Source organism: Chitinophaga sp. 01L420 (assembly GCF_056399985.1).
On the sequence record NZ_JBFTSK010000060.1, the window covers coordinates 1 to 16,043 of the forward strand.

Here is a 16,043-nt window from a genome sequence, read left to right on the forward strand (position 1 = left end):
GCACGCACTGCGGTATAAGCCGTTAGAGGGGGAACAGAATTTTATTAGAAATTTATTAGAGAGAAAAATCCTGGGGAGACTGTATGTTATAAGTGTGGTATTTCTACGGTAAACGTGCTGCCTTCCTGTATCCTGGAAGTCACGCTGATAGTGCCATGGTGCATGCCGATGATCTTTTGTGTTAAAGAAAGACCAATACCATTGCCCCGGGTAAAATCCATATTGGCGCCTCTGTAAAAGGCGGAAAAGATATTGGGCAGATCCGCGTCACTGATGCCAATGCCTTTATCCATAAAACGCAGCACCAGGTCGTTTTCAAAATAATTAATGGACACCGTACACTGATGATCGGGAGAAAACTTGCAGGCATTTTCCATGAGGTTAATAAAGGCTACTTTCAGCAGGTACTCGTTGCCGTTTACAGAAATGAAATCATCATCTTCAATTTCCTGTTCAAACAAAATAGCTACTTTATAATCCTCGGCTGATTTGATCACAGTATTGCGGGCATCCATCAGTAGTTCATCTACCCGTAACTCCTTACGACCTATTTCCGTATGGTCATAATTGGCTTTAGCCATATCCAGTAATCCGTTGGAAAGTCTTACCAGTCGCTTGGCATCGGCGAGCGCCAGGCTGATCACTTCTTTATATGCTGTGGTAGTCCTGTCTTTGGTCAGCACAATCTGCAGCTCTCCTACAATGGTGGCCAATGGCGTGCGCAGCTCGTGGGAAATATTGCTGACAAAATGTTTCTGTGCATCAAACGAATGTTCGAGGCGGTCGAGCATTTTATTAAAGGTGGTGGCCAGCTCTCCTATCTCATCTTTTTCATTTTGCACGGGTACCCGCAAATCCAGGTTGGTAGCAGTGATCTCTTCTACCTTATCAATCATTTCTTCTACCGGTTTGAGGGCTCTCCCTACAAAAAAATAGCCGGCAATAATCGTAAGACCAATAATACCTATAAATGAAAAAACGAGGCTGTATTGCAGGCGCTGCAGGCGTTGCAGGCCGTACTTATCGGTAGCGGCGGCGGTAATAACGTAGCGGCTGCCGTTATGTTCATAGAGGAGTCCTACCACCTGTAAGGATCCCTGCTCAAACATGATGACCTGTTCTGCCAGAATCTGGTTGATCATGGCCCGGGTTTCCTTTACTTTGTCGATCTGCACAGCATCATGATACAACAAGTTAAATGCGGTGTCATAGATCGCCACTTCTTCCCCGAACAAAGCATTGTCTGCATTTTTATACATCAGCTGTAATACATTGGGGGGCACTTTGGCATCCAGCAGCATATTGGCCTTGGTGATGGCTTCCCGTTTGAGGTGTTCATAGTAATCTTCTTTCCGGGTACTGGCAGAAGAAATATAAACGAATACCGCAAAAGCAAGTAAGAGTACTCCGAAAAGCACCAGGAACAATAATATGAGCCGGATTCTTATTTTCACTCTGCTTTAAATATAAAACCCATTCCTGAACGGGTATGGATCAATTTTGTGGGAAAATTTTTATCTATTTTCTTTCTCAGGTAATTAATATATACATCGATAAAGTTAGTGCCAGAGTCAAAGGTATCCCATACTTTCTCTGCTATTTCGGTGCGCGACAATACCCTTTCCGGGTTTTTCATCATGTATTCGAGGAGCCGGAATTCCTTTGGTGTCAGGTCGATGACCACCTCGTCGCGTTTTACAATTTTTGTTTGCAGATTCATTTCCATGTCTGCGAACCGCAGCAGGAAGCCCTGACTGTAAGTATTGGTACCTGCCTGGTTTCTCTTGATCAGTGCGCGGATGCGGGCATGCAGTTCCCGGAAATCGAAAGGCTTAACGAGGTAATCATTGGCGCCTGCATCAAAGCCTTCTACTTTATCATCTGTAGTACCAAGGGCGGTGAGCATAATGATGGGACAATCGGGCAGCACACTGCGTATTTGTTTGCACAGATCCAGTCCATTGATCTTAGGTAAAATGAGGTCCATGATGATGAGATCGAAAGTCTGGGACAGGGCCAGTTTCTTTCCCATCTCCCCATCATAGGCAAGGGATATCTGGAAGCCCTGTTCTTCCAGTCCCTTTTTGATCATTTCTGCTACCCGTTGTTCATCTTCAATTACCAGGATCTGCATAAAGCCTTGTTTAAAAGGCAAATGTAAAACAAAATCACATTCAGGCAGGATTACGCAAGACTTTGATCAACGCCGCCACTTCTTCATCTTCATAACCTGCTGCCACTGCCTTTTTAAACAATGCCGCTGCAAAAGCCGGGAAAGCACTGTTGATACCTGACTCCACTGCTGTTTGTTCCAGGCGCGCAGTCGCTTCTACAGAAATCCTCATGGGGCTTTGTGTCACATTAAAATTACCGGCATGGATCATATTGCCTTCATGCTTCAGGAATTCTCCGTAGGAAGGTGTAATGCCGCCTATGATCGCTGCATACTTATCTGCCCCGAAGCCTTCTGCTTCACTGATCCTTACGCCATGAAAGAAACCTATTGCTGAGCCATAGATGTAGGATAAGGTAGCCAGATCCATCGTAGGGGCTGCCGCCACGGCATCGCCGAGATAGGTGATACTCCCCCCGAATACCTGTAAAAATGGGGTAACCGTATTGTATACTGCTTCCGGACCGGATACCAGGATAGGCGTATCAGCATTACCCATTTGTGCCGGTGCGGCCTGTATAGCACCATTCATATAGGCGGCACCGTTATCGGCTGCCCAGGTGGCGGATAAGCGGGATTCTGCAGGACTGATAGTGGTGAGCTGCAATAAAGTACGTCCATGTAATACATTTCTCACGGCAGCAGTATCCAGGATATGGAAAGTCGCTTCGTGATTGTATACACAGATAATAGTTACTGGACTGGCTGCCACTGCTGCGGCGGCATCGGTGGCGAGTATGGCGCCTGCTGCTACCAGAGCAGCTGCTTTTTCCGGACTGCGGTTCCAAACAGTTACTTTATATCCATCCTTTAACAGGAGTTCAGCTAATTTGATGCCCATGGCACCCAGACCAATGACCGTTACAGCCCCTTTGTTTGTTGTCATATTATTCGTTTTCATGACACAAACTTCCGCCCTATCGCGCAGCTAAAAAATAAGGGAAGAAAGATTCCGGCAGGGAATAATTATTCCCTATGCCACATTATTTAATTAAAATTGTGCTTTAATTACCTGTATATGTACGAAAGAAAAATTCCTGAAGACCTGGAATGTGGCATCAACATTAGTATGAAAGTCCTGAGCGGCAAGTGGAAACCCTGTATACTGGACGGTATTAACAAAGGCATCAGAAGACCCAGCGAGCTGCATGTTGCCATTAATACGGCTGCTCCCCGGGTGATTAATATGCAACTGCGGGAGCTGGAAGAATATGGGATGGTCTGGAAAAAGGTGTATGCAGAAATACCCCTGCGGGTAGAATATTATCTTACAGAAGTAGGAGAAAGCATCTTACCTGTGATTGACGCTATTGACAAATGGGGCAATGCCAACAGAGAGCATGTCATGCGGGCACAGGAAGCATTGCAGTAAATAAAGGCTCCCGATTACTGGAAGCCTTTCCACTCTTTAAATCGTTGGTCGATTAATGGTTTGATGAGATCATAATTTTCCCAGGTGTTAGCCACCCTGTATAAGTCGAATACAGTACCATTACTGAATACTTTCTCATAGTCTTCGAAATAACTGGCGTATTTGGCGGAAGCCGTTTTTTCTTTACGGGCATAGTACGCTTTGGCAAAGTCATTCCCTAGCTGCCCCAGGTCGTCTGTTGTAAATTTCTCATCGCAAACGCTTATAAGGAACTCCGCGCCTGTGAGGCTTCTGTTCTTTACTTTCTCGATATCTTCTTCGAAATCATCGGTTTGTTCTTCCGACAACAGATCGTTATCAATACACCAGTTTAAAAACATGCCGATATGCGTGGCTGCATTTGCGTTGGGTAAGTCTTTCGGATAGTCGCCTCCGTAATGCCAGGAAGCGTCATCGTATTTGGCCATTGGTAGTAACTTTAGTTTATGTATTCAGTTGGTGATGCGTATATGCGGCAACGTTATTGTTATATTTTACCAAATGTGCCTACCATTTCTCCGTTCGTTACTTCCTTCATGGCGCCCGTGTTCACATTATACAGCTTGCATTTAAACTGCATTTTTGTTTTGAGATACAGTCCGTTAAATGCCTTTGCATCAGCTGTGCTGATGATGGTAAAGGTGCTGCCGGTCTGATCTGTTGGTAGCTCATACGACTTCTCCTTAGCACAACCCACAAATAAAAGAGACAGCAAAAGCGAAAGGGAAAGTACGGGATGACGGAACATGATACGTTGCATGAATAAAGAATAGGGATCTGACATAGTCTCTACAAATATAGAATAAATATGTAATTCTTTAGCGCTAATCGGGTCGGCTGAAAAAGTTTTTCTTATTGTTACCATCCTGATCGCTAATCCGCTACCGGGATTCAACCTGATTACCGGATATGCCTATAATGATATCTATGCCAGCGTGGCGTTGAAGCTCCAATAGTTAATTAGAAACAGCTGGTTCATTGATGGGGACATCTCCCTTGCTGAGCAATACAATAAAGGTGGTACCGCCTTCCGGAGCGCTTTCCACATCAATGAACCCGTTGTTCTGTTCTGCAAATTCCTGGCAAAGCATCAGGCCAATGCCGGTACCTCTTTCGCCGCCGGTGCCATATGCCGGCTGCTGCTGGGAGGTAAAAAGCGTTTTCAGCTGCTGCTGCCCCATCCCAACGCCATAATCAGTAATGCTAATAGCCACCTGTTGATCCGTTTGACCGGCAATCACCGTGATCCTTCCACCGGCATAACTGAATTTAAGCGCATTGCTGAACAGGTTACGGAGAATAACAGACACCTGATCCCTATCGGCATACAAGGTAGTATTGACGGGCACCTGTACATCTACCGTCATATTTTTCTGCTGTACAATCAGTTCAAAAAAAAGTAAGACTTCGCTCATCACCGGCGCCAGTAAAAAATGCCGGGGCCTTGTCTGAATCCCCTTCATACTCCGGGTACTCCAGCGCAACACGTTATCCAGTGTGCCTCCCAGCTGCGCCACTTTCTTATGAAGTATGGCGGCCGCCTCCTCCATGTCATCCCGGGGATATTCTCCTTTCTGAAACATGTCCAGTAAACTCTCCAGCGTGGCCAGCGGACTACGGATATCATGCGCAACAATAGAGAAAAGCTTCTCTTTGTCTTTGTTCATGGCCAATAGTGCCTGTCGCTGTTTTTCGATTTCTTCCTGGTAGCCGGACTGGATATATTTAAAAAAACTAAGTGCTGCAATCAGGAACACCAGCGATATGGCTACATTACTCCATACCCGCTGCGCAGGCACTGGTGGCGCCAGGTACCAGGACTGTGGCATAAATATGATCAGGAGAAACGCAGTCGTAATTAATACACTCAGGCATCCAACAATCCATTTGTTATCATATACCAATATCGTTACTACCAGGATATTCAATAAAAAATATTCGGCGCCATTATGAAAGTACAGGCCGGTAAAGGTATATAGCACTGAACTGAAGAATATCAGGACCACCCGGGCGCTGAGATACATGCGGTATTTATGTAGCAGCAATACGATGACGGCGGCTAACGTGGTAGTTGCATTTAATGCCGATAACAGGTACCTGCCCTGAAAGGCATTTAAAACACAATAAAAAAACATGAAAGGAATACAGGGCAGCGCCATTAAGTTGAGCAACATCGTACGCCTCGATTCGATGTAGGGCATGGCAGGATGCACACCTAAATTAACGATGTGATTCCAGTAGTGTGTAGCGGATTGATATAGTAGTTGTTTCAGTCCCTGCCGCATAGATACCCCAAAGATAGTCTGAAAATCCACAGTTTGCAGCGCGTATTTTTTTTACTACATTGCAGCTTCTTCTCACCCACTCCCCTCCTTTATATTTATTTTTTTCCAAATATTTCATCATGAAAAAAGACAACTTTTTTATTATCACCGGCGGACCCGGCATGGGTAAAACCGCCGTTATTACGGCATTGAGTGAGCGGGGATATACCTGTGTACCGGAAACGGGAAGGGATATTATCCGGCAACAGGTGGCGGCTGGCGGCAATGCACTCCCCTGGGCCAACCGGAATGCCTTTGCCCGGCTGATGTTTGAACGCTCGCTGCTCGATTTCAGGGCCCTCGCCGACCAACAGTCGCCGGTATTTTTTGACCGCGGTATTGCGGACACTATCGGCTACCTGGAACTTTGTGCCTTACCAGTACCGGCTGCCATGCGTGAAGCGGCTACCTCATATCGTTTTAACACAAGCGTATTTATTACACCTCCATGGGCGGCTATCTATGAGCAGGATAACGAACGGAAACAATCCTTTGAAGAGGCGGTGCGTACCTATGATCAGATGGTAAAGACTTACCAGGAGCTGAACTATGACCTGATCATTTTACCGGAAGCAACTGTTGCAGAAAGAGTACAATTGATGCTGACTGTTATAAAGCCGGCCGGGGAATAATGCACCTCATTCCCCTGCCGGCAATCTTCTACCTCCTACTTTCCTTGTTCACATATGAACACCGGAGTACTATAATGAACAATCCGGTTTCTTTTAAAAGTATTAACTTCCTGATTGTCAGACACGGTAAAACTGGCATCTTTTCTGACGCAGGGTCACCGCTAAAGCACCAAAAACTATGTTCATCAACTATTTCAAAATAGCCTTCCGGCATCACAGGCAGCACAAACTTTACATACTGATCAATGTCTGCGGGCTGGCACTGGGTATTACGGCTATATTGCTGGCAGTATTATATATGAAAGATGAACACAGTTTCGACGCTTTCCATGAAAACAATCCTCATCTTTATCGTGTAACCACTACCGTTACACCCGCAGATAATATCCCGCAACTAACAGGCAACACCGGGCAGTTACAGGGACCTGCTTTCAAAGCACAGGTACCTGAAATTGTTGATTACAGCCGGATAATGGGAGGAGATATTTACGGTGATATCATTGCTGATAATAAAGTACTGAAACAACAGCTGCTCTTTGCAGATGAAAGCTTTTTCAAAGTGTTTACCTTTCCGCTGATAAAAGGTGATCCGGCTACAGCCCTGCATGATATGGGTTCTGCGGTGATTACAGAAAGTACCGCATTGAAATATTTTAACCGCACAGATGTAGTTGGACAAATGCTCCGTATGGATGCAGATCCTTCTGCACGTATGCTGGGAAAACCACTGGTCATTAGCGGCGTAGTTAAAGACCCACCCCTGCATTCTTCTGTGCAGTTTGATGTATTGCTGCCTTTCCGCTTTCTGCAACTATCATTTAATGATACCGACTGGTTCAATACTTATCTCAGCACTTTTGTGGTGCTGCGTCCCGATGCTACGTTATCTGCCGTAAGCAGCAAACTAAATCGTGTTCAGAGCACCTATGCAGCTGCCGGAAAACCAGCTATGGCATTCGGATTACAGCCAATAACGGATATACACCTCCACCCATTATATAACGGGGAGGGCAGCCGCGAAGGCGGCGTTATCAATGGCAGCAACCCGGTATTCTCTTATATCTTCCTGGGCATTGCGGTGTTTATACTCCTGATGGCCGGTATCAATTTTATCAATATTACATTGGCTGGTTCATTAAAGCGTATCAAAGAAGTAGGCGTGCGGAAAATTAACGGCAGCAGCAGCCGGCAAATCATTGCCCAATTCCTGGTAGAATCAGGCCTGCTCTGTGGACTTGCATTCATCCTGGCATTCCTGCTGGCGGTAGCAGTATTGCCGCTATTCAATACCCTGGCTGGTAAAGCCATTACCTTGTCTGCTGTTTTTAATGGCGAACTACTCTTGTATTGTGCGGCGTTGCTGTCGGTTATCGTATTATTAACAGGTGCTTATCCTGCTTATGTATTAGCCGATTTCAGTGCCCTGCAGGCATTTTCAGGCAAGCGACACCTGTTTGGCCGCCAGTTGCTTGGCCGGGTACTGATTGTTACGCAGTTTTCACTGGCGGTATTCTTTATGATCGTTACCCTGCTATTTTACAGACAAATGGATTATGTGCGGACCAAGGACCTGGGCTACCGTCCGCAGCAGGTAGTGGTTACCCATATCAGCGGTGACAGGGACCTGCATCCTGTACAGGAGTTACTGAAAAGTGAGTTGTCGAAAGAGCCGGGCATCAGCGTGGTATCCTTTGGCGGTGAGCGGGGCGGCACATCTGCCGTGCAACTACCGGGTAAACAGATCGCCGCGGTACACCGGGTGATTGACAACAACTATCTCGCAGCCATGGGGATCTCTCTGAAAGAAGGCGGGAATTTTACTGCGGCGCTTTCTAACGGCGCCATCGTAAATGAAGCTTTTGTAAAAGCTGCCGGCATCAAACATCCGATAGGTACACGCATACATACCGATGAATATTTTGATAAAGAAACCCGGATGATTACCGGAGTGGTAAAAGATTTTCATACCGGCTCTCTGCGGGAACGCATTACACCATTGGTGATGATACAGCATCCTACCTACGGTGGTGCGGTTTGGCTGAAACTGGATAAGCAGCGCCAACCCGCTGCCCTCGCAGCGCTCGCGGCAGCCTATAAAAAAGCATTACCTGAAACAGCTTTTACGTATCAGTTCCTGGATGAATTAAATGCCCGCGAATATGTACAGGAACAACGCTGGAAAAAAATCATTTATATCGCGGCGCTGTTATCTGTCGCTATATGCTGCTCCGGATTGTTTGGCCTGGCTCATATTGCTACACAGCAACGGATACGGGAAATTGGTATCCGCAAAATATTAGGCGCAGGTATGTCTGATATAGTCGTATTGTTCTCCGGAGATTTTATGAAGCTGGTGCTGATAGCATTCCTGCTGGCTTCGCCGGTGGCCTGGGCAGTGATGCATAACTGGTTGCAGGGGTTTGCCTACCGGGTAAATATCAGCAGTTGGATATTTATTGTAGCCGGCAGCTTTGCCGTCTTACTTACACTCACCACAGTAGCCTTGCAGGTAATGCGGGCGGTAGCTGCTAATCCCACGAAAAACATCAGTGCGGGTTAATACAAAAAGGGCCGCAGCTAGTGATAGCTGCGGCCCGCATATATTTTAACGAAAACGGAGTGATGTATCTTCCACCCATCTCCCATTGGGCCCTGCTTTAACAGATACAAAAGCACATTGCCAGTTTTGTTCTTTATAACTACGTGGTACCCGGATCAATATTTTGTTCCACCCTTTTTGCAAAGGAATGACTGCCGGTGGCCGGGACCAGAAAAATTCTTCATCTGTAAAAGGTATTTCATTACCAGGACTTTCCCAGGTATTTGTCAGGTAACGATTGGCACCGGGTTGCAGCCATTGCGGCGCCGGCAGTGGATGATGATTCACCCATACGTTCCCACCGTTGGCGTCCCACTTACCTGCAGCCGGAATACCTGCACTCAAACGCGTGGAGCGGGCCGCTGTTTCAAATCCAATCCAGGCATGTATCTCTTTCGCTGACTCGCTGTATAGTTCCGTGCTGATATAAAATGTTTCATCTGTGCTGTCCGGCAACTGATAGCGGGCAATCAGGTCATCCATCATTTGCACGCCTCCGGTCAGCGTGATTTTTTTCGTAGGCGCGTTACCGGTATATGCCGGTATTTTCGTAGGCCCATTGCCGGTATACTCCGGCGCAAAAGCTGCATCCGGCGCCTGATCCGACGTTCTGATAAACGGCCCGGTCAACGACATGGTGATATTACTGAATGCGGCAAAAGGGAAAGGCTCCGTTTTAAAGAAACGATCCCGATGTACAGCCAGTCGTTTTTCAAACTCGTTAAAATGCTGCCAGGCCAGGGTACTTTTTTCCGGCAATACCGACATATACGCTTTAACAAAACCAGGGCGACCACACCATACTGCTTCGCTGTAAGTCAAAGCCCCCGGCCAAACCGGGTTGTGTAAGGATATCTTTTCCTTATCCGCTACCCGGGTATCCGGCCAGCAGCAAAGGATACCACCCAAAGCAATCGAGTCGCCCTCCGGACGGTTACATACCTGTTGGAAAAAATAGCGTTGCAAAAGGTTCAGCGCATTACCTGAATTGAGGTAGCCCGCATAGGAATCTACATACGGATGCCCGTTGGAAGCATGCAGTGCGGAAGGATCCATGTCGTACCACAACTGCTCAATAGTACCCGCTTCCCCGGTCAGTCCGGGGTTCCAGACCATTATTCTGCGACCATTTGCTTTTACACGGGCAGACATCCGCTGCATAAATACTTTTGGATCCGGGATATGTACTTCATCAGAGCCAAGATGAATAATGGGGCAATCTGATGCGGGTATTTCTGCACAAAATTCATCTATCAGTTTCTCCAATACCTCCATCCCTTGCGGTGTCCCCATCTTAAAACCGAAAGTCGGTTCAAAATAGGCACTGTGCCCGGGCATATCAAGTTCAGGGATCACCGTTATACAACGTTCACGCGCATACGAAATAAGCGAACGGATCTCGTCAAAGCTATAGCTGCTGTCCGGATCTCTGCCCGGCCGTKTGTTTTTAGGATCGTTCAGCTGCGGAAAAATCCTGCTCTGTGGCCGCCAGGCGGGGTTATCCGTGAGATGCCAGTGAAAGGTATTGAATTTATATGCTGCCAGCAGATCGAGCTGTTTTTTCAGCGAAGTTATTTCCCGGAAATTACGGCCGGTATCATGCATGAAACCACGCAAGGCAAAGGCTGGTGCATCTGTGATCGTACAACCAAATGCACTCAACTGCCCTGCATGTGAAGTGAGCAGCTGCCGGAACGTTTGCACCGCATAAAAAGCACCGGCAGCATCTTTGCCGGTAATCGCCACACCTTTACTATTCACCGCCAGCTGGTAACCTTCTGCTTTTACCCGCAGTGCGGGTGCTATTTTTATACTGATCACATGGGTGGGCAAAGGGCTGCCATCGGACAGTTCATAGGTAGTAATTTTTACGCCTTCGGCAGATAGCAATGCCTGCAACGACTGCACAGCATTTTTAACCATCGCGGCGTCTTTTGCGTAATACACCAGCTGTGGCGATGCTGTCGGCCGCCAGTTATCATGTTGCCAGGTGACCTGTTGCGGAAACGGGATCAATGCTACCGGCGCCGCTTTCAACGCCCGTAAAGTATGCGGAGGTATCCAGACGTCCGCTTTGCCTTGTGCTTTACCAGGCAATAATGCCAGGCAAAGCAGACCGCTTAAAAATGATGATTTCATATGACCAGCCTTCATTTTAGTTCACTGTTTATTTATTTGTATTTCCCTGGCAGGAATACGTGGTAGTGATCGTGTTTGTTGAAATTAATAAAACGGATCAGATCCCCACAATTTTAATTCCTATTCAGACACTCCCCATCTTCTCCGTAAGGTTATTTTAAATACTTCAAACTATAAGATCTGAATAATAAAAATGTAATAAAAAAAACTGCAAAGAGATTTTAAAAGATAAAAAATGAGTGGAATATTAATATTATAATTCTGCTACTCCATGAAATAGGGTTACACCCAAATGCCTTACTGCATTTACTTTGACCAACGCTATCTGATGCCATGATAAGTGAATTATTTTTCGTAATTTACAACGAATTACTTCTCTTTTACCAACAGTATTTCCTTTTGTCTAAGGTATACATTCAATAAATTATTTATGGTCTATGAAGTAAAATTATCAGGAGTAGAACAGGATAATGGTCGTATAGAGCTCCATAGATTAGCTCTTTTAGCTCAGTCCATAAAGGATATTGCCAGTGGCGCTCTACGCCTTAGGTTGATTGGAGTGAGTACTGAGAGAGGGCGAAAAAGCGATCGGATTCTTAATGCCGCAAGCATCCACCTGGCTGATTTGAAAAAGGGATCTACTATATTGGAATTAGAATGCGAAACATTTCGTGAAACATTGGCAGGGCAACAGGGAGATGCCTTTAATGCTGAAATTCTCAATGAACTTCCTGACCAAACTCCTATGGCTTTAGTTATTGAGTCATTCCGGGAAGCGCTTAATTATAAAGAAGATAATAGTCATCTTGACAAGGGGCTTTTAAAAAAGTTGAAAACCTTCGAAAAAATATTCATTTCAGATAATGAATCGGTAATATTTAGCAATCGTGGAAGTATTCCTGATCTTACACTTAAACAATCAGATTTCAAGAAAATAAAAGAACTGGAAGAAAGTATTCCTGAATCGCRGGAAATTATCATTAATGGTATCATCGACGAATTAAAGTACAGCAAATCAAGGATCACAATTGACACAGAAGATGGAGCTGTTACTGGAATTTTGAGTGATACTATTGACCCGGATGAAATATCAAGATTTTGGGGTAAACGTCTTACCATATCTGGGCGATCCCATTTCCAGCCCAATGGAAAGATGTCATTTATATATATTGACAAATTTTTTGAGCCATCTGAATCTGATAGATATTTTTCAAAAATTTCTAAAAAGGAAACTGTTGAACAGCAAATTCAAAGACAGCAGAAACAACTCAAGTATAATAATAATTTGAACGAAATAGTTGGGAAGTGGCCAGGGGATGAAAACATTGATGAAATCTTAAATGAATTAGATTAATGAGAAGATATCTGCTAGACACTGGCATTTTAGTCCATATCGCCAGACAAAGCACACTTTATAAGCAAATAGAAAAGGAGCAGCAATTAGGCGCAAATGACTCTTTGCCTATGATTTCAGTCGTCTCTTATGGGGAAATTCTTGCTTTTGCGCATCAAAGGAATTGGGGTGCAGAGAAACGATACGAAATTCAAAAAGTCATAAACAAATTAATTGTTATAGATATAAACTCTGGTGATAACAATTTGTTGGAGTCTTATGCCGAAATTGATGCCTATAGTAAGGGTAAGCTACAAGGACATCCACTTGGCAGTTCTGCTATTACCATGGGTAAAAATGACTTGTGGATTGCTGCAACATCTAAGGTATCAAAAGCTAAGCTACTCACTATCGATGGCGATTTTGACCATCTGAATGGCAAGTTTATCGAAGTTGTCAAATATAAACAGCAGTAAACAATAGTAAAATCACATTCGACTTTGCAAAATCACAATTGTTTTCAGCTCAACGGTGGAATCCTGCTATTTAATCATAAATGTAATCAAAAGCGGAAGGAGCCAAAATAAGCGTTTACATTTTATTCAGCGCTGCTTTATAAAAACAGACAGGCTCCGTGCAATGCACGGAGCCTGTCTGAATATTCCGGGAGCACTACCTCTTCTATTAGTTCTTCTTCACGGATTGCTCTATGGCACTTACTCTTTTGAGCAGCTCTTCTAATTTTTCGGTCAGTACTTTATTCTCTGCTTTCATGGCATCATTCTCTTTCTTCAGAAGTTGGTTGAGTTCCTGTACAGCTTTCATCGTGATGGCCAGGGAGCTGTTGGTATCAAACCGGTCATGCGCCGCCGTAGAGAAATGCCAGTCGGTGCTATCTGCGATGATACCTACACGTACATTTTCCTGTTTATCATCTTTATAGATAAACTGTTTCACCTGTACCTGCATGAGTAAAGCCAGTGCATCTTCATTAAAACTGCGGATATTCTTTTTCAGGCTGGCACGGGAGCTCTGAAAAAATCCGGTAGCGTTAAGATTCCCGCTGGCATCACGTAAGGCTAAAGTGTTGGCGGTGGCAACAGTGGAGGTAGTCAAAGTTTTTACCAGGTACCCGTTAGCATCTGTACTTAAAACAGCGGCATTAGGCAGTTGTTGAAATCTATAGCCAGTGGCATCTATGTCAAAAACTTTAAAATCAGTCAAAGTAGATCCTCCCATTAATCTCAAAGGGGTATACGCATTGGTGCTCCTATTGCAGCCTATGAGTGTAGCACATCCATTAGTAAACCCTATTTCAGCGGCAGGACTGTTTGCAGGGTCTGCACCACTGGTATACCAACCCTTAAACCGGCCTTGCCCATTCCATTCCTGTCCTCCCTGAGCGGTAAGTCTGGCTACGAGTGTAGTGCCAGCGTAATACTTCCAACTGTAGTTAAGCGTAGGCTGAGGAACGGAAAACCAGGTCGCGCCGGATTCAACGCCTATGGCAAAATTTGTACTGGTATCAGTAGCCCGGGGATACAACAACAACTTGGTACCTGCACTGGCTGCCCTGAGTGTAGGCAACGCCACTCCTGCGGTACCGTAATTGATAATATTAGAAATCGTATCTGTCAGGAGTATATTACCCGTTGAGACCATTAAAAATGCCCGCGACAGCGTAAACTGCGCGCCCCCCAAAGCGCCCAGAGAAATATTCCCGTTGTCACTTAATAAGCTGACGTCTCCGTTTACAGATGAAACTTTCCCCACATATCCTGCTCTTACCGTATCGTTTTTCTCCATAAATGCGATGTAAGAGGTATTGGCATTTCCTGTAGCCAGGCCCCGGATCTTGGAAGAACTGGCAGCAATAAACCCGTTGGCCATTTCTACGATACCTCTGCTGCGTGTTATCCTTACGGGAGTGTCTATCAATATTCCATTGGAGTCATGCCGGTTGATGGCAAAATCACTGCCGTTTTGTAAACCCGATTCTGCGTTATTACGTGTGAAAGACCATCTCCTGTTTTTTATATCATTCGGATCGAGTGTACCACCGTATATCTCCAGTTGGCCCGCGCCAGTAACGCCATAGGTTTTCAGTTTCGAAAACCCAGCAGTTCCGGTTACCTGTAAACTGCCCATTTTACCCGATCCGGCCACATCCAGCATGGCAGCGGGTGTAGTAGTTCCAATGCCTACAAATCCCGCCGTGGTAATACGCATGCGCTCTGCATAAGCATTTAAACCAGTTCTTTGCCCAAATATGAGGTGAGCTCCATAACCAACTCCATCAGCCGTGGATACCACTCCCATATAAGCAGATTGGTAGGTCCCTCCCGGAACCATCGCCTGCATATTAAACCCAACGTAACTATTTGTCATGCCTGCCAGATTGAAAAAACTGGCCACGCTGACTTTAGGTCCTGGGGACGTAGTAGAAGAAGGCACATAGGGACTGCTGCTGGTATCCGTCACCGTCAATCTCGAAGTTGGAGTAAAAGGTGTATTCACCATTAAATATCCGGTTTGTAATCCTGAAGGAATAAACGCGATTCCCGTAGATCTCTCGATGCCTAACGCGGTAGAAAGGAATTTTCCTGTATTTGAATATCTGAATATCCGGTAATCTGCTCCCGAATCAGCAGATCCCTGTACCCCGAGTAGTCCTTGCGACCAGCGTACATTTCCCTCCACACCAGGACCATTATACATGTAATAATGCGATTCCCCATCTGCATCTGTCCCCGCAGTAGTTTTAAGTAGCTGTGCATCCACTGCCTTTGAACGGGCAATACCACTGATATAAAAGCTGCCCGTCTGAAGATTTGTATCGTTGCGGATAAAACTTTGATTTCCCCACAATCCCAGATTCACAGTATCCTGCCCCGGTATGGTCAGCAAACTACCGATCGTTTTTAAACCAAGACGCTGGAACTCCGTACGACCGTTCCCTTTATTAAACAAAAATCCCGGCACCGCTTTGGTCCGGTTTTCAATAATCAGTTCCGCCGTATCACAATTACTGTAAATACGTACACTGTCGGCGCGGATCTGGTATACTTGCTGGGCTTGGGAAACATAACTTATGCCAATCAGCATAAGCAGGAGGGGTAAAAATTTCATCAGGTATGACATAGCTTATTAAATGAAAATAAGGGCATCTCTTTCACAGACAGGTATCACTTTTCAATACATTTCATAAAAAAGGGACTTCAGTTCCCGGCGCAAATGCGCTACCGGATATGCTGGCGTGCCAAAATTAGATAATATCCGCAGAAAAATATTTATCAAGAAAAAACTATTTTTACTGCATCTTTGTAATTGTCACTCCCTGACAGGAGTAAAAGTGAACAAGCACTAACCAACAAACCCCCACCAGGTTTATGTTAATACAGAAAAGCCGGACATCAGTCCACCGGCAGTAAG

General features: G+C 45.3%; 13 protein-coding genes. 5 read left to right on the forward strand and 8 right to left on the reverse strand.

Annotation, left to right across the window (positions count from 1 at the left end; translation table 11 throughout):
- Positions 1 to 86 precede the first annotated feature (86 nt).
- The 3 genes from AC1DP6_RS32955 to AC1DP6_RS32965 are packed head-to-tail and all read right to left on the reverse strand — an operon-like array spanning position 87 to position 3,059.
- Positions 87 to 1,454, reverse strand: a complete 1,368-nt coding sequence (locus AC1DP6_RS32955) for a HAMP domain-containing sensor histidine kinase (RefSeq protein WP_477058674.1) — start codon at positions 1,452 to 1,454, stop codon at positions 87 to 89.
- A complete protein-coding gene (locus tag AC1DP6_RS32960) occupies positions 1,451 to 2,134 on the reverse strand; it encodes a response regulator transcription factor (RefSeq protein WP_477027389.1) in 684 nt (227 codons plus the stop codon). Before AC1DP6_RS32960 ends, AC1DP6_RS32955 begins: the two co-directional genes overlap by 4 nt.
- 40 nt (positions 2,135 to 2,174) lie before the next feature.
- On the reverse strand, positions 2,175 to 3,059 hold the full coding sequence (locus AC1DP6_RS32965; RefSeq protein WP_477058675.1) for an NAD(P)-dependent oxidoreductase: 885 nt from the start codon (positions 3,057 to 3,059) through the stop codon (positions 2,175 to 2,177).
- A 132-nt stretch (positions 3,060 to 3,191) separates the two neighbouring features.
- Between AC1DP6_RS32965 and AC1DP6_RS32970 the strand changes: the two genes are divergently transcribed.
- Positions 3,192 to 3,545, forward strand: coding sequence for a winged helix-turn-helix transcriptional regulator (locus AC1DP6_RS32970; protein WP_477058676.1), 354 nt, complete (start codon positions 3,192 to 3,194; stop codon positions 3,543 to 3,545).
- Positions 3,546 to 3,559: 14 nt separating this feature from the next.
- Here the strand turns inward: AC1DP6_RS32970 and AC1DP6_RS32975 are convergent, their stop codons facing one another.
- The 3 genes from AC1DP6_RS32975 to AC1DP6_RS32985 form a co-directional block, all read right to left on the reverse strand.
- Positions 3,560 to 4,012: a DUF7832 domain-containing protein gene (locus AC1DP6_RS32975; protein ID WP_477058677.1), complete on the reverse strand. Its 453-nt coding sequence runs from the start codon at positions 4,010 to 4,012 to the stop codon at positions 3,560 to 3,562.
- A 59-nt stretch (positions 4,013 to 4,071) separates the two neighbouring features.
- Positions 4,072 to 4,368 (reverse strand): hypothetical protein, encoded by a 297-nt coding sequence (locus tag AC1DP6_RS32980; RefSeq protein WP_477058678.1) that lies wholly within the window; start codon positions 4,366 to 4,368, stop codon positions 4,072 to 4,074.
- 172 nt (positions 4,369 to 4,540) lie between these two features.
- Positions 4,541 to 5,899, reverse strand: a complete 1,359-nt coding sequence (locus AC1DP6_RS32985) for a sensor histidine kinase (RefSeq protein ID WP_477058679.1) — start codon at positions 5,897 to 5,899, stop codon at positions 4,541 to 4,543.
- A gap of 89 nt (positions 5,900 to 5,988) precedes the next feature.
- On the opposite strand from AC1DP6_RS32985, the gene AC1DP6_RS32990 reads away from it, so the two are divergent.
- Together AC1DP6_RS32990 and AC1DP6_RS32995 are read left to right on the forward strand one after the other, a co-directional pair.
- Positions 5,989 to 6,540 (forward strand): AAA family ATPase, encoded by a 552-nt coding sequence (locus tag AC1DP6_RS32990; protein ID WP_477058680.1) that lies wholly within the window; start codon positions 5,989 to 5,991, stop codon positions 6,538 to 6,540.
- Between the two features lie 178 nt (positions 6,541 to 6,718).
- Positions 6,719 to 9,100 (forward strand): ABC transporter permease, encoded by a 2,382-nt coding sequence (locus AC1DP6_RS32995; protein ID WP_477058681.1) that lies wholly within the window; start codon positions 6,719 to 6,721, stop codon positions 9,098 to 9,100.
- Between the two features lie 45 nt (positions 9,101 to 9,145).
- Here the strand turns inward: AC1DP6_RS32995 and AC1DP6_RS33000 are convergent, their stop codons facing one another.
- On the reverse strand, positions 9,146 to 11,278 hold the full coding sequence (locus AC1DP6_RS33000) for a family 20 glycosylhydrolase (RefSeq protein ID WP_477058682.1): 2,133 nt from the start codon (positions 11,276 to 11,278) through the stop codon (positions 9,146 to 9,148).
- Between the two features lie 430 nt (positions 11,279 to 11,708).
- Here AC1DP6_RS33000 and AC1DP6_RS33005 point away from each other — a divergent pair, with 430 nt between their 5' ends.
- Positions 11,709 to 12,632, forward strand: coding sequence for a hypothetical protein (locus tag AC1DP6_RS33005; protein ID WP_477058683.1), 924 nt, complete (start codon positions 11,709 to 11,711; stop codon positions 12,630 to 12,632).
- Entirely contained in the window at positions 12,632 to 13,087 is a 456-nt protein-coding gene (locus AC1DP6_RS33010; protein ID WP_477058684.1) for a type II toxin-antitoxin system VapC family toxin, read from the forward strand. The genes AC1DP6_RS33005 and AC1DP6_RS33010 overlap by 1 nt, the downstream gene beginning before the upstream one ends.
- A 208-nt stretch (positions 13,088 to 13,295) precedes the next feature.
- Here the strand turns inward: AC1DP6_RS33010 and AC1DP6_RS33015 are convergent, their stop codons facing one another.
- Complete coding sequence (locus tag AC1DP6_RS33015; protein WP_477058685.1) at positions 13,296 to 15,716, reverse strand: tail fiber domain-containing protein; 2,421 nt, start codon at positions 15,714 to 15,716, stop codon at positions 13,296 to 13,298.
- Between the last annotated feature and the right edge of the window lie 327 nt (positions 15,717 to 16,043).

Bases quoted from the DNA above. Each gene is read 5' to 3' on its own strand.
- AC1DP6_RS32980 (WP_477058678.1), bottom strand. From the start codon at position 4,368: ATGTCAGATCCCTATTCTTTATTCATGCAACGTATCATGTTCCGTCAT.
- AC1DP6_RS32975 (WP_477058677.1), bottom strand. From the start codon at position 4,012: ATGGCCAAATACGATGACGCTTCCTGGCATTACGGAGGCGACTATCCG.
- AC1DP6_RS32990 (WP_477058680.1), top strand. From the start codon at position 5,989: ATGAAAAAAGACAACTTTTTTATTATCACCGGCGGACCCGGCATGGGT.
- AC1DP6_RS33010 (WP_477058684.1), top strand. From the start codon at position 12,632: ATGAGAAGATATCTGCTAGACACTGGCATTTTAGTCCATATCGCCAGA.
- AC1DP6_RS32960 (WP_477027389.1), bottom strand. From the start codon at position 2,134: ATGCAGATCCTGGTAATTGAAGATGAACAACGGGTAGCAGAAATGATC.
- AC1DP6_RS32965 (WP_477058675.1), bottom strand. From the start codon at position 3,059: ATGACAACAAACAAAGGGGCTGTAACGGTCATTGGTCTGGGTGCCATG.
- AC1DP6_RS33015 (WP_477058685.1), bottom strand. From the start codon at position 15,716: ATGCTGATTGGCATAAGTTATGTTTCCCAAGCCCAGCAAGTATACCAG.
- AC1DP6_RS32995 (WP_477058681.1), top strand. From the start codon at position 6,719: ATGTTCATCAACTATTTCAAAATAGCCTTCCGGCATCACAGGCAGCAC.
- AC1DP6_RS32970 (WP_477058676.1), top strand. From the start codon at position 3,192: ATGTACGAAAGAAAAATTCCTGAAGACCTGGAATGTGGCATCAACATT.